22 protein-coding genes and 1 other RNA gene are annotated in these 21,995 nt (G+C 71.9%); 2 read left to right on the top strand and 21 right to left on the bottom strand.

The window, feature by feature from the left end:
• Positions 1 to 26 precede the first annotated feature (26 nt).
• The 14 genes from ftsA to rsmI form a co-directional block, all read right to left on the bottom strand.
• Positions 27 to 1,262: a cell division protein FtsA gene (gene ftsA, locus H5368_RS12045; protein WP_182824922.1), complete on the bottom strand. Its 1,236-nt coding sequence runs from the start codon at positions 1,260 to 1,262 to the stop codon at positions 27 to 29.
• Entirely contained in the window at positions 1,259 to 1,966 is a 708-nt protein-coding gene (locus H5368_RS12040; RefSeq protein WP_182824920.1) for a cell division protein FtsQ/DivIB, read from the bottom strand. Before H5368_RS12040 ends, ftsA begins: the two co-directional genes overlap by 4 nt.
• Positions 1,963 to 2,904, bottom strand: coding sequence for a D-alanine--D-alanine ligase (locus H5368_RS12035; RefSeq protein WP_182824918.1), 942 nt, complete (start codon positions 2,902 to 2,904; stop codon positions 1,963 to 1,965). The genes H5368_RS12040 and H5368_RS12035 overlap by 4 nt, the downstream gene beginning before the upstream one ends.
• A complete protein-coding gene (gene murC / locus H5368_RS12030) occupies positions 2,901 to 4,349 on the bottom strand; it encodes a UDP-N-acetylmuramate--L-alanine ligase (RefSeq protein WP_182824916.1) in 1,449 nt (482 codons plus the stop codon). Before murC ends, H5368_RS12035 begins: the two co-directional genes overlap by 4 nt.
• Positions 4,346 to 5,659 carry a putative lipid II flippase FtsW gene (gene ftsW / locus H5368_RS12025; protein ID WP_182824914.1) on the bottom strand — a complete coding sequence of 438 codons (1,314 nt, stop codon included), beginning with the start codon at positions 5,657 to 5,659 and terminating at the stop codon, positions 4,346 to 4,348. Before ftsW ends, murC begins: the two co-directional genes overlap by 4 nt.
• The gene (gene mraY / locus H5368_RS12020) at positions 5,659 to 6,744 is read right to left on the bottom strand and encodes a phospho-N-acetylmuramoyl-pentapeptide-transferase (RefSeq protein ID WP_182824912.1); all 1,086 of its coding nucleotides are present in this window, start codon (positions 6,742 to 6,744) and stop codon (positions 5,659 to 5,661) included. Before mraY ends, ftsW begins: the two co-directional genes overlap by 1 nt.
• The gene (murF, locus tag H5368_RS12015) at positions 6,734 to 8,116 is read right to left on the bottom strand and encodes a UDP-N-acetylmuramoyl-tripeptide--D-alanyl-D-alanine ligase (protein WP_182824910.1); all 1,383 of its coding nucleotides are present in this window, start codon (positions 8,114 to 8,116) and stop codon (positions 6,734 to 6,736) included. The genes mraY and murF overlap by 11 nt, the downstream gene beginning before the upstream one ends.
• A complete protein-coding gene (locus H5368_RS12010; RefSeq protein WP_182824908.1) occupies positions 8,113 to 9,588 on the bottom strand; it encodes a UDP-N-acetylmuramoyl-L-alanyl-D-glutamate--2,6-diaminopimelate ligase in 1,476 nt (491 codons plus the stop codon). Before H5368_RS12010 ends, murF begins: the two co-directional genes overlap by 4 nt.
• Positions 9,585 to 11,441 (bottom strand): penicillin-binding protein 2, encoded by a 1,857-nt coding sequence (locus H5368_RS12005; protein ID WP_182824906.1) that lies wholly within the window; start codon positions 11,439 to 11,441, stop codon positions 9,585 to 9,587. Before H5368_RS12005 ends, H5368_RS12010 begins: the two co-directional genes overlap by 4 nt.
• Positions 11,438 to 11,701, bottom strand: a complete 264-nt coding sequence (gene ftsL, locus H5368_RS12000; RefSeq protein ID WP_182824904.1) for a cell division protein FtsL — start codon at positions 11,699 to 11,701, stop codon at positions 11,438 to 11,440. The genes H5368_RS12005 and ftsL overlap by 4 nt, the downstream gene beginning before the upstream one ends.
• Entirely contained in the window at positions 11,698 to 12,594 is an 897-nt protein-coding gene (rsmH, locus tag H5368_RS11995; RefSeq protein ID WP_220486642.1) for a 16S rRNA (cytosine(1402)-N(4))-methyltransferase RsmH, read from the bottom strand. Before rsmH ends, ftsL begins: the two co-directional genes overlap by 4 nt.
• A gap of 56 nt (positions 12,595 to 12,650) precedes the next feature.
• Complete coding sequence (gene mraZ, locus H5368_RS11990) at positions 12,651 to 13,136, bottom strand: division/cell wall cluster transcriptional repressor MraZ (RefSeq protein WP_182824900.1); 486 nt, start codon at positions 13,134 to 13,136, stop codon at positions 12,651 to 12,653.
• A 271-nt stretch (positions 13,137 to 13,407) separates the two neighbouring features.
• An RNA gene (gene rnpB / locus H5368_RS11985) (RNase P RNA component class A) lies at positions 13,408 to 13,775 on the bottom strand.
• A 40-nt stretch (positions 13,776 to 13,815) separates the two neighbouring features.
• On the bottom strand, positions 13,816 to 14,640 hold the full coding sequence (rsmI, locus tag H5368_RS11980) for a 16S rRNA (cytidine(1402)-2'-O)-methyltransferase (RefSeq protein WP_182824898.1): 825 nt from the start codon (positions 14,638 to 14,640) through the stop codon (positions 13,816 to 13,818).
• Between the two features lie 57 nt (positions 14,641 to 14,697).
• Between rsmI and H5368_RS13545 the strand changes: the two genes are divergently transcribed.
• Positions 14,698 to 15,879 (top strand): penicillin-binding protein activator, encoded by a 1,182-nt coding sequence (locus H5368_RS13545; protein ID WP_255486519.1) that lies wholly within the window; start codon positions 14,698 to 14,700, stop codon positions 15,877 to 15,879.
• Positions 15,876 to 16,247, top strand: a complete 372-nt coding sequence (locus H5368_RS11975; protein ID WP_255486518.1) for a YraN family protein — start codon at positions 15,876 to 15,878, stop codon at positions 16,245 to 16,247. Before H5368_RS13545 ends, H5368_RS11975 begins: the two co-directional genes overlap by 4 nt.
• Before the next feature lie 10 nt (positions 16,248 to 16,257).
• Here the strand turns inward: H5368_RS11975 and thiL are convergent, their stop codons facing one another.
• From thiL to H5368_RS11940, 7 genes are all read right to left on the bottom strand, one after another.
• Positions 16,258 to 17,217 (bottom strand): thiamine-phosphate kinase, encoded by a 960-nt coding sequence (gene thiL, locus H5368_RS11970; RefSeq protein ID WP_182824895.1) that lies wholly within the window; start codon positions 17,215 to 17,217, stop codon positions 16,258 to 16,260.
• A 16-nt stretch (positions 17,218 to 17,233) separates the two neighbouring features.
• Entirely contained in the window at positions 17,234 to 17,707 is a 474-nt protein-coding gene (gene nusB / locus H5368_RS11965) for a transcription antitermination factor NusB (RefSeq protein WP_182824893.1), read from the bottom strand.
• Positions 17,704 to 18,171, bottom strand: coding sequence for a 6,7-dimethyl-8-ribityllumazine synthase (gene ribH, locus H5368_RS11960; protein ID WP_182824891.1), 468 nt, complete (start codon positions 18,169 to 18,171; stop codon positions 17,704 to 17,706). Before ribH ends, nusB begins: the two co-directional genes overlap by 4 nt.
• 42 nt (positions 18,172 to 18,213) lie before the next feature.
• Entirely contained in the window at positions 18,214 to 19,338 is a 1,125-nt protein-coding gene (gene ribB / locus H5368_RS11955) for a 3,4-dihydroxy-2-butanone-4-phosphate synthase (RefSeq protein WP_182824889.1), read from the bottom strand.
• Between the two features lie 3 nt (positions 19,339 to 19,341).
• Positions 19,342 to 19,935, bottom strand: coding sequence for a riboflavin synthase (locus H5368_RS11950; RefSeq protein ID WP_182824886.1), 594 nt, complete (start codon positions 19,933 to 19,935; stop codon positions 19,342 to 19,344).
• A gap of 205 nt (positions 19,936 to 20,140) precedes the next feature.
• Positions 20,141 to 21,274: a bifunctional diaminohydroxyphosphoribosylaminopyrimidine deaminase/5-amino-6-(5-phosphoribosylamino)uracil reductase RibD gene (gene ribD, locus H5368_RS11945; RefSeq protein ID WP_182824884.1), complete on the bottom strand. Its 1,134-nt coding sequence runs from the start codon at positions 21,272 to 21,274 to the stop codon at positions 20,141 to 20,143.
• Entirely contained in the window at positions 21,274 to 21,993 is a 720-nt protein-coding gene (locus H5368_RS11940) for a DUF4272 domain-containing protein (RefSeq protein ID WP_182824882.1), read from the bottom strand. Before H5368_RS11940 ends, ribD begins: the two co-directional genes overlap by 1 nt.
• Between the last annotated feature and the right edge of the window lie 2 nt (positions 21,994 to 21,995).

Genomic DNA, 21,995 nt, shown 5'->3' with positions numbered 1-21,995 from the left:
CGGCGCGCGGTGTGTTCGCGTCCATCTCAGAACTCCCCGTTGAACCAGGTCTTGATCTTCTTCAGCAGGCTGCCGGCGCGGCCGCTCGGGATCACCGGGCGCCGCGGGTGCTCGATCTGGCTGCCCATCAGCAGCAGCCCCACGCCGGTGGCGTGCACCGGGTTGTTGACCACTTCGCCAAGTCCCGTCACGTGCTGCGGGATGCCCACGCGCACCGGCATCTGCAGCATTTCCTCGGCAAGTTCCACCACGCCTTCCATCTTTGCCGAGCCGCCGGTGAGCACCATGCCGGCGCGCACGTGCTGCTCGAAGCCCGAGCGGCGCAGTTCGGCCTGCACCATCTCGAAGATCTCCTCGTAGCGCGCCTGCACCGCCTGCGCGAGCGACTGCCGCGGCAGCCGGCGCGGCGGACGGTCGCCGACGCTCGGCACCTGGATCGACTCCTCGCTAGTCGCCAGCTGCGCCAGCGCGCAGGCATAGCGCACCTTGATCTGCTCGGCTTCCGGCGTGGGCGTGCGCAACATGTGCGCGATGTCCTCGGTGACCTTGTCGCCGGCGATCGGCAGGCTCGCGGTGTGGCAGATCGCGCCCTGGACGAATACCGCCAGGTCCGTGGTGCCGGCGCCGATGTCGACCATCACCACGCCGAGCTCGCGCTCGTCGCTGGTCAGCACCGCGGTGCTCGACGCCAGCGACGACAGCACCAGGTCGTCGATCTGCAGGCCGCAGCGCTGCACGCACTTGGAGATGTTGGCGGCGGCCGACTGCGCGCATACCACCAGGTGCGCGTGCACCTCCAGGCGCACGCCGGTCATGCCGACCGGGTTGCGGATGCCTTCCTGCGAATCATCCAGCACGTACTCGCGCGGGATGGCGTGCAGGATCTTCTGGTCGGCGGGGATTGCCACGGCCTTGGCGGCATCGAGCACGCGGTCCAGGTCGCCCCAGGTGACCTCGCCGTCGCGGATGGGCACGATGCCCGGCGAGTTCTTGCACTGCACGTGGTTGCCGGAGATCGAGGCGTACACCGAGCGGATCTCGCAGCCGGCCATCAGCTCGGCCTCTTCCACGGCGCGCTGGATGGATTGCACGGTGGATTCGATGTCGACCACCACGCCGCGCTTCAGCCCTCGTGATTCGTGGCTGCCGATGCCGATCACCTCGATCGGGTTGCCCGGCGAGTACTCGCCGACCAGGGCCACGACCTTGGAGGTGCCGATGTCGAGGCCGACGATGAGGGCCTTGTCGCCTTTGCGGTTCATGCGTTTTGTTCCTCGGCCCATGTCAGGGCGAAGCCATTGGTGTAGCGAAGGTCGGCGCGGGCCAGCGGCCTGGGCGTCTGGGCCATGAGCTGCGGCAGCAGCCGCGCGAAGCGCGCCAGGCGCAGGCGCGCCTCGTGGCTGCCGATCACGACTTCGGTGTTGTTGGAGAGCACCAGCGTCCAGCTGCCGCGAGTGTCGAGCAGCAGCGCGCTCACGCCGTAGCCGGTGGGCGCGAACAGCGTGCGCGACTCGTTGTACAGCGCCACCACGTCGGCGGTGCGCGCGGCCGGGCCGTGCAGGATCGGCAGGCCGTCGGGCGCGGTGACGCCCGCGGCCGGGAACACCTTGCCCTGCTGCGAGAGCAGGCTGTCCGCGCCCCAGCGTGCGAACGGGCGGTGCTCGTGCACGCGCACGTCCAGCACGTCGGGCCAGGTCTTGCTGACCTCGGCGTGCTCGACCCACGGCAGCACCGCGACCGCGGAGCGGGCCTCGTCGAGGCGGATCGCGAAGAAACCCTGGGTGGCGTACGGCAGCACCGCTTCGCGCACCTGCGCGGGATCGACCTGCTGCAGGTTGTCGTTGATGCGCAGCGTGCGCAGCGGCCAGCGCTCGGCGCCGATCCAGCCCTTGACCACGGCGACAACCGGCAGCGCGATCAGCGCCACCGCCAGGGTCCAGGCCAGGATCCGCGCCAGCGCGTTCACAGCGTCTGCTCCAGCACGCGCCAGCACAGTTCGGCGTAGTCGCAGCCCAAGGCGGCGGCGGCCTTGGGCACCAGCGAATGACTGGTCATGCCGGGTGCGGTGTTCACTTCAATCAGCTGCAGGCCGCGCGCGTTGTCGCGCATCACGTCCACGCGGCCCCAGCCGCTGCAGCCGGCGGCGGTGAACGCCTGCAGCGACAGGGCGCGGATCGCCTCCTCGTCGCTGCCGGACATGCCGGGGCACAGGTACTGCGTGTCGTCGGCGATGTACTTGGCGTGGTAGTCGTACCACTCGCCGGCCGGCACGATGCGGATCGACGGCAGCGCCACGTCGCCGAGGATGCCGACGGTGAGCTCGTCGCCCTGCACCATCTGCTCCATCAGCAGCTCGCCGTCGTAACCGGCGGCGAACTCGATGGCCGGCGCCAGGTCGGCCGGCGCCAGCACGCGGAACACGCCGACGCTGGAGCCTTCGCACGACGGCTTGACGAATACCGGGTAGCCCAGCGCCTCGGCGGCGGCGCGCAGGTCGGTGCCCTTCGGCAGGCGCTCGAAGCGCGGCGTGGGCAGGCCGGCGGCGATCCACACCTGCTTGGTGCGCACCTTGTCCATGGTCAGCGCGCTGCCGAGTACGCCGGAGCCGGTGACGGGCACGCACAGCGCCTGCAGCACGCCCTGCAGCACGCCGTTCTCGCCGTCGCCGCCGTGCAGGATGTTGAACACGCGGTCGAACTGGCGGTCCTGCAGCTCGCGCAGCAGGTTGGGCACGCCGTCCACCGCCGCCACGTCCACGCCGCGCGACTGCAGCGCGGCGAGCACGTTGCGTCCGGAATCCAGCGACACCTCGCGCTCGGCGCTGGCGCCGCCCATCAGCACGGCGACGCGGCCGAAGTCGGCGGCGCGGGTGATGCGCAGCGGAGGCAGGACGGATGCGGTCATGCGCCCTCCTCCGGGAAGCCTTCGCTGGCCAGCTGCTGCGCCACGTGGCCGATGTCGCCGGCACCCATCACCAGCAGCAGATCGTTGTCCTGGAGGATGTCGGGCAGCACGTCGCGCAGCTCGGACGGCCCGCCCACGACCACCGGATCGATGCGGCCACGCGCGCGGATGGCACGCGCCAGCGCACGCGAGTCGGCATTGGCGATCGGTGCCTCGCCGGCCGGGTAGACCTCGGTCAGCACCAGCGCGTCGACACCCGAGAGCACGCCGGCGAAATCATCGAGCAGGTCGCGGGTGCGGCTGTAGCGGTGCGGCTGGAACGCCACCACCAGGCGGCGCTCCGGCCAGCCGCCGCGCGCGGCTTCGAACACCGCGGCCAGCTCGTTGGGATGGTGGCCGTAGTCGTCGACCAGCTGCACCTTCGCGCCCCGCGCGGTGGTGAGCTCGGCGAGCATGTTGAAGCGACGGCCGATGCCTTCGAAGCCGCGCAGCGCGGTGGCGATGGCATCGGTGGACACGCCGAGCTGCCAGCCCACCGTGGCCGCGGCCAGCGCGTTCTGCACGTTGTGGCGGCCGGGCAGCGCCAGCTCCACCACCGTGCGCGAGCCGTCGGGCAGGCACAGCGTGAAGTGCATGCTCGGGCCGGTCTGGCTGACGTCGATGGCGCGCACGTCGGCATCGTCGTGGAAGCCGTAGGTCATGACATGGCGCGACACGGTGCCCGCCAGCGCCGCGACCTCGGGATCGTCCAGGCACAGCACCGCGAGGCCGTAGAACGGCAGGCGATGCAGGAACTCGGAGAACGCCTGCAGCACGCGGCTGAAGTCGCCGCCGTAGTTCTCGAGATGGTCGACATCGATGTTGGTGACGATGGCCACCAGCGGATTCAGGCGCAGGAAGCTGCCGTCGCTCTCGTCGGCCTCGGCCACCAGCCATTCGCCGCCGCCCAGGCGCGCGTTGGCGCCGGCCGCGAGCAGCTTGCCGCCGATGACGAAGGTCGGGTCCAGGCCGCCTTCCGCCAGTACGCTGGACAGGAGCGATGTGGTGGTGGTCTTGCCGTGCGTGCCGGCGACGGCCACGCCGCGGCGGAAGCGCATCAGCTCGGCCAGCATCTCCGCGCGCGGCACCACCGGGATGCGCTGTGCACGCGCCTCGAGCAGCTCCGGGTTGTCGGCGCGGATCGCACTCGACGCCACCACGACATCCTTGCCGAGCACGTTCGCCGCGGTGTGGCCGCGGTGGATGGCGATGCCGAGGCTGGCGAGGCGGCGCGTGACCGCGTTGTCGGCGGTGTCGGAGCCGGACACGTCGTAACCGAGCGTGCCGAGCACCTCGGCGATGCCGCTCATGCCGGTGCCGCCGATGCCGACGAAGTGCACGCGCGAATGGCGGCGTGCGAAGTCGGCCATCGCGATGCCGTGGCTTTCATCAAGGCGGCGCATCATGCCCGTGCCCTCGGCGAGAACGTGGGTTCGACGCGCTGGCGCAGGCGGCTGGTGCCGCGCGCGGCCAGTGAAGGCGTCGGCTGGGTGGTTTCGGGTGGCGGTGGCATGGGGACCTGTGAGGGGTTGGCGTTTTCGCCGCGCAGGCGCGCAACCTGGCGCTGGGCGCGGTCGAGTTCGTAGGAGACGCGCAGCAGCACGCCCATGGCGGCGCAGGTCATCAGCACGCTCGAGCCGCCCGACGACACCAGCGGCAGGGTCAGGCCCTTGGTGGGCAGCAGGCCGAGGTTGACGCCGATCGACACCAGGCTCTGCAGGCTGATCCACAGCGCGATGCCGAACGCGCAGTAGCCGGCGAAGTGGCGGCGCATTTCCACGCACTTCAGGCCGATCCAGAACGCGCGCCCGACCAGCAGCGCGTACAGGCCGATCACCGCGCACACGCCGATGAAGCCGAGCTCCTCGGCGATCACCGCGAGGATGAAGTCGGTGTGTGCCTCGGGCAGGTACGACAGCTTCTGGATCGACGCGCCAAGGCCCACGCCCGTCAGCTCGCCGCGGCCCACCGCCATCAGCGCGTTGGCCAGCTGGTAGCCGCTGTTGAAGGGATCGGCAAAGGGATCCATGAACGAGGTCAGGCGGCGCATGCGGTAAGGCTCGGCGATCGCCACCAGCGCCAGCACCGGCAGCAGCAGCAACACCGGCGCGGCCATGCGCGGCAGGTGCACGCCGCCCAGCACCAGCATGCCGGCGGTGATCGCCAGCACCAGCGCCAGCGAGCCGAAGTCCGGCTGCAGCGCCAGCAGCGCCATCAGCAGGATCGCCACGCCGATGGGCTTCAGCATCGCGCCCCAGGTGGCGTTGACCTCGTCGCGGAAGCGCACCAGGTAGCTCGCCAGCCACACGATGTACATCAGCTTGACCGCCTCGACCGCCTGGAACTTGGACACGCCGAGGTTCAGCCAGCGCTGCGCGCCGTTGACGCTGCTGCCCAGCCCGGGCACGAACACCATCAGCAGCAGCAGGAAGCAGCCGACCAGAAGCAGGCGGTCGAAGCGCTCGATGGTCTTGAGTTCGGTGCGCATGGCCCAGAACGCGAGGCCGGTGCCGAGTGCCAGGAACACCAGGTGGCGGGTGAGGAAGTAGAACGGGCCGACATCGAGGTCCTCGCCGATGGCGATCGAGCTCGACGCCACCATCACCACGCCCAGCGCCGCCAGCCCGGTCACCGCGGCGAGCAGCCACGGGTCGAAGCGGCCGGCGATGGCATCCAGCCGGGTGGCCTGCGCGGAATGGTCGTGGCCGCGGTCCATCAGCGCACCTTCAACGTGGCGAGGCCGACAAGCACCAGCACCACCGAGATGATCCAGAAACGCACGATCACGCGCGGCTCGGGCCAGCCCTTGAGCTCGAAGTGGTGGTGGATGGGCGCCATGCGGAACACGCGCTTGCCGGTGAGCTTGAACGACGCCACCTGGATCATCACCGACAGCGTCTCGATGACGAAGATGCCGCCCATGATCACCAGCACCAGCTCCTGGCGCACGATCACCGCGATGCAGCCAAGCACCGCGCCCAGCGCCAGCGCGCCGATGTCGCCCATGAACACCATGGCCGGATAGGTGTTGAACCACAGGAAGCCCAGCCCCGCCCCGGCGATCGCGGCGCAGATGATCACCAGCTCGCCGGCACCGGGCACGCGCGGGATCTGCAGGTACTCGGAGAACTGCGCATGGCCCGACGCGTACGCGAACACGCCCAGCGCGCAGGCCACCAGCACCGTCGGCATGATCGCCAGGCCGTCGAGGCCGTCGGTCAGGTTGACCGCGTTGGAAAAGCCGACGATCCAGAAGTAGGCGATCGCCACGAAGCCCACGCCGGCCAGCGGCAGCGCGATCGACTTGAAGAACGGCACGTAGAACGTGGTGGCGGCCGGCACGTCGGCGTACAGCCACAGGTACAGCGCCGCGGCCAGGCCGAACACCGACTGCGCGGCATACTTCCAGCGCGACTTCAGGCCATTGGGGTCGCGCCTGACGATCTTGATCCAGTCGTCGTACCAGCCGATGGCGCCGAAGGCCACCATCACGCCCAGCACCACCCACACGTACTTGTTGCGCAGGTCGCCCCACAGGAGCACCGATGCCAGCACCGTGACCAGGATCAGCGCCCCGCCCATGGTCGGCGTGCCGGCCTTGGAGAAGTGCGTCTGCGGGCCGTCGCTGCGGATCGGCTGGCCACCCTTGTACTGCGCGAGCTTGCGGATCACCGCCGGACCCCACCACAGCGACAGCAGCAGCGAGGTCAGCGCCGCCAGGATGCCGCGGAAGGTCAGGTAGCCGAACAACCCGAACAGGCCTTCGAGCTGCTGCAGCCAGCGGGAGAGTTCAAGCAGCATGGGTGTCGTCCTTGGTCAGCAGCGCGGCAACCACGCGATCCATCGCGCTGCCGCGCGACCCTTTCACCAGAATTGTCGGCACGCGTGCCGCGGGCGCGGCCAGCGCGGCATCGAGTGCCACGGCCAGCGACGCGTGCGAATCGAACACCGCACCGCCTTCGCCGAAGGCCTCGGCCGCGACCGCGCTCAACTCGCCGAGTGCGTACAGGCGCGCCACGCCGGCATCGCGCGCACGGCGGCCGGCGGCCTCGTGCAGCGCCATGGCGTCGGCGCCGAGTTCGCGCATGTCACCGAGCACCAGCCAGCCTTCGCCCGGCGCGGCGGCAAGGATGTCGATGGCCGCGGCCAGCGAGCCTGGATTGGCGTTGTAGCTGTCGTCGACCAGCCAGGCGCCGCCGGGCAGGCGATGGCGCACCAGGCGCCCCGCGACCGGCTCCACGCCGGCAAGGCCAGCGGCGATCGCGTCCAGCCCCGCGCCGCACGCCAGCGCCAGCGCAGCGGCGGCGAGCGCGTTGGCCACGTTGTGGCGGCCCGGCAGCGGCAGCGACACGGCGATCTCGCCTTCGCGCGCCACCAGCACGAACGCGCTGCCGTCCTCGCGCAGCACCACGTCGCGTGCGCGCACGTCGGCGCGCGCGTCGAAGCCGAAGCGCAGCAGGCGGCGGCCGTGGGCGCGCTCGGCGAAATAGGGTTCGAACGCGTCGTCGGCATTGAGCACCGCGGTGCCGTCATCGGGCAGCGCGTCGTAGATCGCGGCCTTGGTGTCGGCCACGCCAAGCAGGCTGCCCATGCGCTCGAGGTGCGCGGGCGCCACGTTGTTGACCACCGCCACCCGCGGCCGCGCGATGGCGGTCAGGTAGGCGATGTCGCCGGGCTGGCCGGCGCCCATCTCGTAGATGGCGAACTCGGCGTCGTCGGGCGCATCGATCACCGCCAGTGGCAGGCCGATCTCGTTGTTGCGGTTGCCCGGGTTGCAGTACGTGCGTCCGCAGCGCGACAGGATCGGCAGCAGCAGCTGCTTGACGCTGGTCTTGCCGTTGCTGCCGGTGATCGCGACCACCTGCGTGCTGCGCTGCGCCTGCAGCGCGGCGGCCAGCGACCCGAGCGCGGCCACGGTGTCGGCCACGACCACCTGCGGCAGCGGCGCGTCCACGCGGCGCGACACCAGCGCCGCGAGTGCGCCCGCGGCGGCGGCGGCGGCGACATGGTCGTGGCCGTCGAAGGTGTCACCGGCGATCGCGACAAACAGCGTGGCAGCGGAGTCGGCGCGCAGGCCGCGGGAATCGGTGACCACGGCATCGACCACGATGTCCTCGCCGTCGAGGCGACCGTTGCACGCCTGGGCGATGCGCGACAGGGACAGCGGCTTCATGCCCGGGCCTCCAGCGCGCGACGCGCGACGTCGCTGTCGTCGAAGGGATGGCGCACGCCGGCAATCTCCTGGCAGGGCTCGTGGCCCTTGCCGGCGACCAGCACGATGTCGCCCTCGCCCGCCGCGCCCACGGCGCGCGTGATCGCCGCGGCGCGGTCGCGCAGCACGGTCGCCGCGGCCGGATTGCGCAGGCCGGCGAGGATCTCCTTGACGATCACGTCGCCATCCTCGTTGCGCGGGTTGTCGTCGGTGACGAACACGATCTCGGCGCCGGCTTCCGCGATCGCCGCCATCTGCGGGCGCTTGCCGCGGTCGCGCTCGCCGCCGCAGCCGAACACGCAGGCGATGCGGCCGCTGGCGTGCGCGCGCAGGCTGGCCAGCGCCTGCTGCAGCGCGTCGGGCGTGTGTGCGTAGTCCACCACCACCAGCGGCTGGCCGGCGCTGCCACCGAGGCGGTTCATGCGCCCGGCGATCGGCTGCAGCTGTGCCAGCACGCGCGCGATGTCGGCGATGCCGACCTGCTGCGCGTGCAGCACGCCTGCGACCGCCAGCAGGTTGTCGACATTGAAGCGGCCGAGCAGCGGCGAACGCACCTTGGCGGCGTGGCCGTCGATGGTGAGCGTGAAGCCGATCCCGGCGGCGTCGAGCACGGTGTGCGCGGCCGACACCGTGGCGCCATCCGCAGCGCGCGCGCTGGTGCCGACGCGCTGCAGGCTGGCCGGCAGCGTGGCGAACAGCGCGCGCCCGTGGTCGTCATCCAGGTTGACCACCGCCGCGGCAAGTCCCGGCGTCGCGAACAGGCGCGCCTTGGCGGCACCGTAGCTGGCCATGTCGCCGTGGTAGTCGAGGTGGTCGCGGGTGAGGTTGGTGAACACGCCGAGCTGGAACCGCACGGCGTCGACGCGGCCCTGGTCGAGCGCGTGCGAGCTGACTTCCATCGCCACCGCGTCCGCACCGGCATCGCGCAGGTCCGCCAGCAGCGCGTGCGTCTGCAGCACCAGCGGCGTGGTGAAGCCGGTGGCGCGCACGTCGCCGTGCAGGCCGGCGCCGAGCGTGCCGATGGTGCCGGCGCGGCGGCCGAGCAGCTCCCAGGCCTGCGCCAGCAGCTGCACGGTGGAGGTCTTGCCGTTGGTGCCGGTCACGCCGACGGTGGTCATCGCCGCAGACGGTCGGCCGTGGAATTCATGCGCCAACGCGCCCATGCGCGCACGCAGGCCGGGCACCGCGATGGCGGCGGCCGGTGGCGCCGGCACATCGGCCGGCACCGGCGGCTCGAACAGCACCGCCGCCGCACCATCGGCCAACGCCTGGGCGGCGAAATGCAGGCCGTGGGTGCCGAAGCCGCCGATCGCGACGAAGGCGTCACCGGCGCGCAGCGCGCGACTGTCCTGCACCAGGCCCGACACCTCGAGCGTCGCCGGCACGGCGGCAATGTCGGGCAGCAGCGCGGCGAGTGGCATGCGCCGGCTCATGGGCGTGCTCCCGCGGTGGCCGCGGTGGCGACTGCGGGCGCCGCGACTGCGGGCGCCGCGGCCGCGGGCACGGTGGCAACAGCCCCCGGGCGCCGCGCGTTCGCCGCCTGGGCCTTGGCCTGGTCCTTGGCCTGCGCGGCCAGCCAGGTGTCGATGTCATCCGGCGGGACGTCCATCAGGCGCAGCGCGCCGTCCATGACGCGCTGGAACACCGGCGCCGAGACCGCGCCGCCGCCGTACACGCCGCGCGTGGTGTCGGGATCGTCGATCACCACCGCCATCGAGAAGCGCGGGTTGTCCACCGGCACCAGGCCGGCGAAGAAGGCGACGTAGCGGCGCGCGTAGCCGCCACCCGACGCCTTGCGCGCGGTGCCGGTCTTGCCGGCCACGTGGTAGCCGAGGATCGCCGCGCGGGTGGCGGTGCCACCGGGCTCGGTGACGGTCTGCATCATGCGCACCACCTGGTCGGCGATGTCGGAATCCAGTACCTGCACCGCCTCGCCGCCCTGCCCCTTGACCAGGGTCGGGGTCATGGCGCGGCCGTGGTTGCCGAGCGTGGCGTAGGAATGCGCGATCTGCAGCGGCGTGGCCGACAGGCCGTAGCCGTAGGACATGGTCTGCTTGCTGGTGCCGCTCCAGCCGCCCGGCGGCGGCAACAGGCCGGCGGCCTCGCCCGGGAAGCCGCTGCCGGTGCTCTTGCCATAGCCCATGCGCGACAGGAACGCGTGGAAGTCCTTGTCGGGCATGCGCTGCACGATCCGCGCCACGCCCACGTTGGAGCTCTTGGTGAGCACGCCGGTGGTGTCGAGCACGCCGTAGTTGCGGAAGTCGCTGGTGCGGTAGCGGCCATTCGGGATCCAGCCGGGGCTGGTGTCGAACTGCGTGTCGACGCTGATCACACCGGCCTCCAGGCCGGCGGCGACGGTCAGCGGCTTGATCGTGGAGCCCGGCTCGATCAGGTCGGTCACCGCGCGGTTGCGGCGCGCATCGCGGTGCTCGCCGGTGACCGCGTTCGGGTTGAAGGTGGGCAGGTTGGCCATGGCGAGGATCTCGCCGGTGGCGACGTCCAGCACCACCACCGAACCGGCACTGGCACCGGTTTCCAGCAGCGCGCGGCGCAGCTCGCGGTGCGCGAGGTACTGGATGCGGCGGTCGATGCTGAGCACCAGGTCCTTGCCCGGCTGCGCGGCGCGCACCAGGTCGACGTTCTCGACGATGCGGCCGCGGCGGTCGCGGATCACCTTCTGCGCGCCCGGCGTGCCACGCAGCCAGTCGTCGAACGCCAGCTCCACGCCTTCCTGGCCGAGGTCGTCGATGTTGGTGAAGCCGAGCACGTGCGCCAGCGCCTCGCCCTGCGGATAGAAACGGCGGAACTCGCGCTGGGAGAACACGCCGGGGATCTTGCGCGCGAGGATCTTCTCGGCGGCGGCCGGATTGATGCGGCGCTGCAGGTAGACGAATTCCTTGTCGGCGCGCTGCGCCAGTTTGCGCTCCAGTTCGTCCAGCGGCACGCCCAATGCTTCGGCCAATTCAGGCAGGCGCGCGGGCGACTTCAGCAGTTCCTGCGGGTTGCCCCACACGGTGTCTACCGGCGACGACACCGCGAGCGGCTCGCCGTTGCGGTCGGTGATCATGCCGCGCGAGGTCGGGATCGGGATCTCGCGCAGGAAGCGCGAATCGGCCTTCTGCTGGTAGTAGGCGTTGTCGACCAGCTGCAGGTCGACGGCGCGCGCCACCAGCGCCAGCGCGCACAGGCCCAGGCCACCGGCGACGATCTTCAGGCGGCCGCGCAGGTCGAAGCGTGCGCGGCCGCGGGGCTTGGTGACGCCGTTGCGGTCCTTGCCGAACTTCATGGCCGCACCACCACGATCTCGCCCGCCTCGGGGAACTTCATGCCCAGGCGGGTGCGCGCGACCTGGTCGACGCGGTTGCTTTCAGCCCACGTGGCCTGCTCGAGCTGCAGGCGGCCGAAGTCGATGTTGAGTTCGTCGCGCGCGCGCTCCAGGCGCGTCAGCTCGACGAACAGCTGGCGGTGGCGGTGGCGCGCGTGCACCACGCCGATCGCCGACACCACCGAGGCCGCCAGCAGCACGATCACCAGGAAGCGGGTCACGGCCGCGCCTCCAGCTTCTCGGCCACGCGCAGCACCGCGCTGCGTGCGCGCGGGTTGGCGGCAAGCTCGGCCGTCGTCGCCTTGGTGGCGCCACCGATCTCGCGCAGCCCGGGCACGAATGCCTTCGGCTCCGGCAGCCGACGGTTGCCCGCCGGCGCCCTGGCATGGCCCGCGATGAAGCGCTTGGCGATGCGGTCTTCGAGCGAATGGAAGCTGATCACCGCCAGACGCCCGCCGGGCCTGAGCGCGGCGAACGCGGCGTCCAGGCCGTCTTCCAGGTCACCGAGCTCGCGGTTGATGTGGATGCGGATCGCCTGGAACGAGCGCGTGGCCGGGTGGATCTCGTGCCGGCCGGGCTTGGGCCGCGGCATGACCGAGGCGATCAGTTCGGCCAGCTGCGCGGTGCGCAGCAGCGGCGCATCGGCGCGACGCTCGACGATGGCGCGCGCGATGCGCCGGCTCAGGCGCTCGTCGCCGTAGGTCCACAGCACGTCGGCGATCTCGTCGGCCGTGGCGCGCGCCAGCCACTGCGCCGCGCTCTCGCCGCTGTCGGGATCCATGCGCATGTCGAGCGGGCCGTCACGACCGAAGCTGAAGCCGCGCTCGGCGACGTCGAGCTGCGGCGAGGACACGCCGAGGTCGAACAGCACGCCGTCCAGGCCGGCGGCCACGGCGTCCCAGCGGCCGAGGTCCGCGAAGCTGCCGCGGCGGATCGCCACGCGCGGGTCCGCGCCGAACTCGCGTTCGGCGACGGTGATCGCGTCGGGATCCTTGTCCATCAGCAGCAGCCTGCCCTGCGGTCCGAGTGCCTCGAGCACGCCCCGGGCGTGCCCGCCGCGGCCGAACGTGCCATCCAGGTACGTCCCGTCCCCACGCACGTGCAGCCCTTCCATGACCTGCGAATACAGAACCGGAAGGTGCGCGGAGCGGCGATCCGCGGCACCCGCGGTCACAACAGCAGCCCGACCAGGTCGTCGCCGAGGTCGCCGTCCCCGAGGGTCCGTTCGATCTGCTCGCGATGCGCCTGCTCACTCCAGAGTTCGAACTTGTCGCCCATGCCAAGCAGCACGGCGTGTTTTTCAATCCCGATCGCCTTGCGGTGGCTGGCCGGGATGGAAATCCGGCCGTTGCCGTCGGGCTCGACGATCGCCGCGGCGCCGACCAGCTTCAGCTGCAGCTCGCGGTTGGTCCTGCGGACCTTGGACAACCCGTTCACCTGGTCGCGCACGCGCTCCCACTGGGCGAACGGATACAGGTACAGGCAACCCTTTTCGAAGGGGTTGTACGTGACCACCAGGCGGTTCGCGCACGCGGACGCGACAAGGTCCCGGTAGCTGGTGGGGATCGCCAGCCGGCCCTTGTCGTCGATCGTGATGGCGGTCTCGCCCTGGAACACGTTGCCTGTCACTCCATGCCCGTCTGCGGCGGGCTTCATGCGCAGGAAAACCACGAATATCCATGTCTTCCCACGTGTGGCCACCTTAGGAGCGGCCACAACCCTTGTCAACAGGCTGGAGTGACGAATTTCATTAAGCAGGTCAAGGACTTGCGGCGAACTTCAGAGACTTGTTCAAGGTTTATCCACAAGCTCCTGTTTAGTCTCAAATTTTGAGAATCGTGACGGTCTTCACGGAGTTTTTACATCTCGCCGAAGGCGCGCACGGACGTGCCCCGGAGCGCTGCTCCGGACAGTCGGTGGGAAAAGGTGGCGGAGCCGACCGATAAGCCGGGTTCTGTCGTGGACAGTCATTCCTCTAGGCGCATCGTCACCGATACGCTCGAGCAACCTACCCGGAGACACCGCGGGCCACGGCATTGTCTCCCTATTTGGTCTTGCTCCCGGTGGGGTTTGCCGTGCCGGCCTGTTGCCAGGCTCGCGGTGCGCTCTTACCGCACCATTTCACCCTTGCCACGCGCGTCTTGCGACGCCGTTCGGCGGTATCTTTCTGTTGCACTTTCCGTCGGCTCGCGCCGCCCAGGCGTTACCTGGCACCGTGCCCTGTGGAGCCCGGACTTTCCTCGGCACCCGGTTCCACCGAAGTGGTCCGGATGACGCGACTGTCTGGCCGACTCCGCCGCGCGCATTCTCGCACGCCGCACGCCCGGTTCCGGTGCTAGCCGCCGTACAGGCTTTTCCTCGGCGCCCCGCTGATATCGGCAGCCACTTTCGCAGCGGTCGAGGGCGGCAGGTGCGCGGCGAGCTTCGCGTACAGCATCCGGCCTTGTGCCACCTTGGCGTCCGCGTCCTCGCCGACGCCCTCCACCACCAGCACGAACTCGCCCTTGCGCTGGTTGGGGTCGGCCTCGACCGCGGCATGCAGCTCGGCCAGGGAGCCGTCGAGGATGGTTTCGAACAGCTTGGTCAGCTCGCGCGCCAGCACCGCGCGGCGCGCATCGCCGAGCACCGTGCGCAGGTCGGCCAGCGATTCGACGATGCGGTGCGAGGACTCGTAGAAGATCAGCGTGCGCGGCTCGCCCGCCAGCTGCTCCAGGTGCTCGCGGCGCGCACCCGATTTCGCGGGCAGGAAACCTTCAAACACGAAGCGGTCGCTGGGCAGCCCGGCGGCACTCAGCGCGGCCACCAGCGCGCTCGGGCCGGGCACCGGGCTGACGCGGATGCCGGCGGCGCGGGCCGCCCGCACCAGCCGGTAGCCCGGGTCGCTGACCAGGGGCGTGCCCGCATCGGACACCAGCGCCAGGGAGTCGCCGGCCAGCAGGCGCGCCACCAGGCGCGTGGCCTGCTCGTCCTCGTTGTGCTCGTGCACCGCCAGCAGCGGGCGCTCGATGCCGAAGTGCGCCAGCAGGTGGCGGGTGTGGCGGGTGTCCTCGGCGCAGATCGCGTCCACCGCGCGCAGCGTGTCCAGCGCGCGCGGCGACATGTCGGCGAGGTTGCCGATCGGCGTGGCGACGATGTGGAGGGTTCCGGCGGAAGTCTGCATCGTGTCCATGCGGGCGGGACGGTAGAATCCGGCCATTCTCGCAGCCGGGCAGCAACGATGCGTCATTCTTGGAAGCAGGGACTCGCCGCCACCATCGCCAGCGTGGCGCTTGCCGGTTGCGCCGCGGTGCAGGTCAGCGCGCCGGCGGCGCCCGTCGAGGTCGTGCAGGACGCCCCGCGCAGCAGCCATTGGCAATACGACGCCAGCGGGCGGCCAGCCGCGGAGCGTGACGGCTATCGCCCGCCCAACAAGCTGGCGGTGCTGCTGCCGCTCACCGGCAGCCTGGCCACCGCATCCGCGCCGGTGCGCGACGGCCTGCTGGCCGGCTACTACGGCGAGCGCCGCCGCCGCCCGGACCTGGAGTTCTACGACACCGCCGGCACCGCGCAGGGCGCGGTCGCCGCCTACCAGCGCGCGATCGCCGAAGGCGCCGACCAGGTGGTCGGCCCGCTCGGCCGCGACGAGGTGGACGCGGTGTTCGTGCAGACGGCGCCGACCGTGCCGCTGCTCGCGCTCAACCGCGCCGGTACGCCGCCGCTGAACGCCGCGAGCTACGCGCTGGCGCCCGAGGACGAAGGCCGCGGCGCGGCGGATTTCCTGGCCGCGCGCAAGGCGCTGCGCGTGCTGGTGCTCAGCTCGGGCGATGACAGCGCGCGGCGCAGCATCGATGCCTTCACCACCCGCCTGCAGGCGCATGGCGGCAGCGTGGTGCAACTGCTGGCGGTGGTCGGCGACGGACCCGCCGACATGACCGCGCTCATGCAGGGTGCGCTGCAGCGCGAGGGCGGCGTGGATGCGGTGTTCATGGCGCTGCGCGGGCCGCAGGCGCGGCTGGTCGCGCCCCAGGTCGCCGCCGCCGGGCTGGCCACGCGCCCGCGCGTGGCGACCTCGCAGATCATGTCGGGCACCGGCAAGGCCGGCGAGGATGCCGCGCTCGACGGCATCGCGTTCCCGTCCGACGCCTGGTCGGTGACCGGCGTGCCGGGGCTGCCACCCGCCGACAGCGTGGCCTCCTCGCTGCCCACCGCGCGCGGACCGGCGGCACGGCTGTTCGCGTTCGGCTACGACGCATGGCTGCTCACCGCCTACCTCGAGCACCTGGCCATGTCGCCCGAGGCCAGCGTGGGAAGCGCCAGCGGCACGCTGCGCATGGATGGCGATGGCAACGTGCTGCGTTCGCCGGCGTGGTCGACCTTCAGCGGCGGCAACGTGGTGCCGCTGGCCGGCGCCGGCGGTTGAACGAGACCCGGCGCCGCGGCGCCGAGGTCGAGGCCGCGGCGCGCACGCATCTCCTGCGCGCCGGTCTCGGCGACGTGGCGGCCAACGCCAGCTACCGGCTCGGCGAGCTCGACCTGGTGATGCGCGACGGCGACACCCTGGTGTTCGTGGAAGTGCGCTACCGCGCCAGCGCCGACTACGGCGGCGGTGGCGAATCGGTCGACCGCGGCAAGCGCCGGCGCATCGTGCGCGCGGCGCAGCTGTTCCTGCTGCAGCACCCTGCCCTCGCCGAGTCGTACTGCCGCTTCGACGTGATCGACGCCAGCGGCGATCCGGCCGCGCCGGACTTCACCTGGTACCGCGACGCGTTCCGGCTCGACGACGCCTGACCGGCCACGCTCAGTCGCCGAAGTGCACGTGCCCGCTGCGTGGCGCGAGCCAGGGCTTGCCGGCGCTGTGCGCGGTGACGCGCGCGCCGGCCACGATCGTGCCGATGCGAGCGACAGCCACTCCCGTGGCACCCGCCGCGGCGTGGATCGCGTCATCCGCCGACGGCACGGCGGTGAAGCACAGTTCGTAATCGTCACCGCCGCCGGCCTGCAAGGCACGCAGCGCATCGCCTGCGAACGCAGCGTGCAACGCGGCACTGGCCGGCAGGCCGTCGATATCGATCTCCGCGCCAACCCCGCTCGCAGCGCAGACATGGCCGAGGTCGGCGAGCAGGCCGTCGGAGACATCCAGGCAGGCATGCGCAAGCCCGGCCAGCGCACGGCCCAAGGCGATGCGCGGCAGCGGACGGTCCAGGCGCGCGCGCAGCGCTGCGTCGATGCGGCCGATCGCGCCGCGCGCGCGCCACTGCGCGAGTGCCGCGGCGGCATCACCGAGCGTGCCGCTGACCCAGACGCCATCACCGACGCGTGCGCCGTCGCGGCGCAGGGCGGCGCCCGGCGCCACGAAGCCGTGCACGGTGACCGAGATCGACAGCGGCCCGCGCGTGGTGTCGCCACCCACCAGCGCCACGCGGTGCCGGGCGGCCAGCGCCATGAAGCCGTCGAGGAAGGCCGCGACCCACGCGGCGTCGCCTTCGGGCAGGGACAGCGACAGCGTGCACCACGCCGGCTCGGCGCCCATCGCAGCCAGGTCGGACAGGTTCACCGCGAGCGCCTTCCAGCCGATGTCGGCGGGCGCGGTGCCGGCGGGGAAATGCACGCCGGCGTTGAGCGTGTCCATGGCCACCACCAGCTCGCGGCCGGCGGGCACGTGGAGCACGGCGGCATCGTCGCCGATGCCGAGCAGCACGTCGTCGCGGGCGTGCGTGGCACGCGCGCGGATGAGGTCGATCAGTTCGAACTCGGCCACGGCCGCGTGCCGGCGGTCAGCCGCGCGGGGCCTGCACTTCGGCCGCGCGCCACTCGGCGGCGGCGCGGTCGAGCACGCCGTTGACATAGGTGTGGCCGTGCTCGGAACCGAAGCGCTTGACGGTCTTCAACGCCTCGTCGATCACCACCCGGTACGGCACGTCGATGCGGTGGCGCAGTTCGTAGGCGGCGATGCGCAGCATGGCGCGTTCGATGGGATCGACCTCGGCGATGCCGCGGTCGAGGAACGGGGCCAGCGCCTCGTCGAGCTCGCGGCGGTGGTTTTCCACGCCGCGCACCAGGTCCTCGAAATATTCGAGGTCGGCAACTTCCTTGGCCTGCTCGTGGGCAAGCTGCGAAATCGCGTCGCGGGCGTTGGCGCCCGACAGCTGCATGGCATACACCGCCTGCAGCGCGCGGCGCCGCGAGCGCGAGCGCGCCACCGGGTCCATGCCGCCATGGCGCGCGCCACCGCCGCGATACGGCTTCATGCCAGCACCGCCAGCAGGCTGGCCATCTCGAGCGCCACCAGTGCGCACTCCTCGCCCTTGTTGCCGTGGCTGCCACCGGCGCGGTTCTCGGCATCGGCCTGCTCGTCGACGGCGAGCACGCCGTTGGCCACCGGCACGCCGTGGTCGAGCTGCACGCGGGCCAGGCCGTCGGCGCAGCGGTCGGCGACATGCTCGAAATGGCGGGTGTCGCCGCGCACCACGCAGCCCAGGGCGACGATCGCGGCATGCCGCCCGCCCTGCGCCAGGCGCGCGGCGGCCAGCGGGATCTCCCAGGCGCCGGGCACGCGGACCACGTCGACGTCGTCCGCGGCCACGCCATGGCCGTCGAAGGTCGCGCGCGCGCCAGCGACCAGCGCATCGACGATGCGCGGGTTCCAGCGGCTGGCGATGATGGCGAAGCGCGCGCCCTGGGGGGCGCGCAGGTCGCCTTCGTGGTGGGTCATGGGGGACATCCTCGGGTAGGCGGGCATTCTAGCCGAGCCGCATTACGCGGGCGGGTCGACGTACCCGACGACTTCCAGGCCGAAACCGGCCAGGCCGACCTGCTTGCGCGCGGTGCCCATCACCCGCAGCCGGCGCAGGCCGAGGTCGGCAAGGATCTGGCTGCCGGCGCCGTTGCGCCGCCATTCCAGCAGCGCCCCGCCGCGCGGTGCTTCGGCCGGCGCCGGAGCGGCTTCGTCTGCGGCGCGGATGCGCGCCAGCAGCACATCCGGGGTCTGGGCACCGTCGAGCAGCACCAGCGCGCCGCGACCCTCGCGCGCGATCGCGGCCAGCACGTCGCCCACCGCCGGGCCGAAGTCCGCCCTTTTCCAGTGCACGGCATCGGCGAGCGCATTGCGCACCTGCACGCGCACGAGCGTGGGCGTCTCGGGGTCCGCCCCGGGCTCGCCACGCACCAGCGCAAAATGCAGGGCATGGCCGAGGCGGTCGCGGTAGCTGTGGAGCTGGAACGGGCCGTGCGCGGTGTCGATCCGGCGCACGTCGACGCGCTCGACGGTGTGCTCGGTGGCCAGGCGATGGCGGATCAGCGCTTCGATCGACCCCATTTTCAGGCCGTGCTCGCGCGCGAACACTTCCAGCTCCGGGCGCCGCGCCATGGTGCCGTCGGGGTTGAGGATCTCCACCAGCACGCCGGCCGGCTCCAGGCCGGCGAGCATCGCCAGGTCGGCGGCCGCCTCGGTGTGGCCGGCGCGCGCCAGCACGCCGCCGGGCTGCGCGGCGAGCGGGAAGATGTGGCCCGGCTGGGCGAGGTCCGCAGGCGTCGCGTTCGGGCGCACCGCGGTGCGCACGGTATGCGCGCGGTCGTAGGCGGAAATGCCGGTGGTGACGCCCTCGGCGGCCTCGATGCTGACCGTGAAGTTGGTGTGGTGCGAGGAGGTGTTGGACTGCACCATCGGCGGCAGGCCGAGCTGCGCGCAACGCTCGCGGGTCAGCGACAGGCACACCAGGCCGCGCGCGTGGGTGACCATGAAATTGATGTCGGACGGCCGCACCAGTTCCGCGGCCATGATCAGGTCGCCCTCGTTCTCGCGGTCCTCGTCGTCGACGATGACGACCATGCGGCCGGCGCGCAGTTCTTCGAGCAGTTCGGGGACGGTGGCGAAAGGCATGGTTCAGCGGTCCTGCAGCAGGCGCTCGACGTAGCGGGCGACAAGGTCGATCTCGAGATTGACGGGGTCGCCGACGGCGGTGTCGGCGAAGGCGGTGTTGGCGACGGTGTGCGGCACCAGCGCGACATCGAAGCTGTCATCCGCCACGGCATTCACCGTGAGGCTCACGCCGTCGACGCAGATCGACCCCTTGCGTGCGATGTACTTCATCAGCGCGGCCGGGGCCTGGAAGCGCCAGCGCTGGGCACGGCCGTCGTCGCTGACCGCGAGCACGCGGCCGACGCCGTCGACATGGCCGCTGACCAGGTGCCCGCCGAGGCGGTCGCTGGCGCGCATGGCGCGCTCGAGGTTCACCGCCGCGCCTTCGGCGAGCGCGCCGAGCGTGGTCAGGGCGAGGGTCTCGTTGGAGGCATCCGCCTCGAAATGCCCGGCATCGAACGCGACCACGGTCAGGCAGGTGCCGTTGACGGCGATGCTCTCGCCCAGGGCCGGATCGGCGAACGGCAGGCGGCCGACGGCGATGCGCAGGCGGGCGTCGCCGCCGCGTGCTTCACGCCGGTCGAGGGTGCCGACCGCTTCGATGATTCCGGTGAACATGCAGGCCTTCCGCCGTCCGTCTGGGCTCCGCGTGCGCCGCGCGCCACGCGGCCCGGCACCCGCGGAACGGGGCAGGCGCAGGCGTCGGGTGCTGCCGCGTGCCGGGGCATCCGGCGGCGCGGATTCTAGCATCGGGGTCGCGGGCGGCCCCGGGGACGGTGCGTCCCGGCAGCGGCGTCGCGGCGGGTTGCGGGCCGCGCCGCGCTCACGCGGCCGGTGCGGCGGACGGCGCGTCGACCCGCGTGGCCGCCTGGACCGGGTACAGGCGCATGCGCATGTCCTCGCCCACCTGCACCGTCTCCTCGACCCGCATCTGCATGCGGTGCGCCATGTCGGCGATGCCCAGGCCTGCGAACAACGGCCGCGCGTGCGCGCCGAGCAGGATCGGCGCCATGTAGATCAGCATCTCGTCGACCAGGCCGGCGTGCAGGAACGCGCCGGCCAGCGTGGCGCCGGCTTCGAGCTGGACTTCATTGATGCCGCGCGTGGCCAGCAGCCGCAGCACGGCGTCGAGGTCCAGCGCATTGCCCTGCGACGGCACCGCCACCCGGTCGATGCCGGCCAGGCGCGGCGGCTTGGCGTTGCCGGCGTGCAGGTACAGCGTGGGCGCGGCGCCCTCGCGCACGCGTCCGCGCGCCACGGTGGCCAGGCCGGGATCGAGGACCACGCGCAGCGGTGGCACGAAGTCCGCGCCGTCGGCCATGCGCACGGTGAGCTGCGGATCGTCGGCAAGCACCGTGCCCGAACCCGTGAGCAGCGCGCCGCTGCGCGCGCGCCAGCGCATCACGTCCTCGCGCGAGGCGTCGCCGCTGATCCACTTCGACTCGCCGTTGGCGAGCGCGGTGCGTCCGTCCAGGCTCATTGCCAGCTTGACGCGCAGCCATGGCCGGCCGCGCTCCAGGCGCGCCAGGTAGCCGCGGTTGAGCACGCGGGCCTGCGCCTCCATCAGGCCCGACTCGACCGCGATGCCGGCCGCGCGCAGGCGCTCGAAGCCGCTGCCGTCGACTTCCGGGAACGGGTCGCGCATCGCCGCCACCACGCGCGCCACGCCGGCGGCCACCAGGGCGTCCGCGCAGGGTCCCGTGGCGCCGGTATGCGCGCAGGGTTCAAGGGTGACGTAGGCAGTGGCGCCTCGCGCGCGCTCCCCGGCCGCCTCGAGTGCATGGACCTCGGCATGCGGACCGCCGGCGCGCTGGTGCCAGCCTTCGCCGACCACCTCGTCGCCATGCGCCAGCACGCAGCCGACCATCGGATTGGGTTTGGTGGTCCATGCGCCGCGCTCGGCGAGGCGCAGTGCGTGCGCCATCATGGCGTGATCGACAGCCGGAAATCCCTGCATCAGGTGCTGGTGTCCACGTTGGAGTAGAGGGGGTCGCCGCCGAGCAGCCAGTTGGCCGCCTGGTGGCGCTCGCCGGCGATGCTCAGGCAGCGCTGCAGCTGCTCATCGTCGGCCTGGTCGATGCGCACACCTTCGATGGCCAGGTCGCCGTCGAGCAGCGCGCTTTCGTCGACGTCCAGGCTGGCCCAGCTGCACTCGCGCACGAAGGCCGCGAAGTCCATGGGCTGCGGATGCAGCTGCCAGTCCCGGAGGCGCCAGTGCAGCGCGAGCTGTTGCGCGGCGAACGTGTCGAGCGCGCGTTCGCCGCGCAGCTGCGGCGCGGGATCGCGGTCCAGGGGCGTGTCGTGGAGGAAACCCACCACCTCGGCGGCCGCAACCGGATCGACCAGGCGGTCGTGGGCCAGCCCCGGCTGCAGGTCCATCGCCCAGGCCAGTACGTACAGGCCCTCGGCGCGCCAGCTGGCGTCGATCGCGGCCTTGTCCGCGAGTCGCCCGAGCGGCGTGGTGATGAGCTCGACCTCCGCCGGCTCCAGCGCGGCCATCAGATGGGTGGCATCGAGCCAGGCCCGCAGGCGCAGGTGCATCGCCTCCGCTTCCGGGTCGCCCGGATCCTGCTCCAGGGCGGCGCGACAGGCGATGCTGGCCAGGGCCAGCGCGCGCGCGTGCACGTGGCGCGCGCCCGGGCGTGGATGCAGGCCCGCTTCGCCGGGGTGCTGCATCG

The organism is Luteimonas sp. MC1782 (assembly GCF_014164605.1).
In the GTDB taxonomy this organism is placed as follows: Bacteria; Pseudomonadota; Gammaproteobacteria; order Xanthomonadales; family Xanthomonadaceae; genus Luteimonas.
This window is presented reverse-complemented; position numbering and strand designations above follow the sequence as displayed.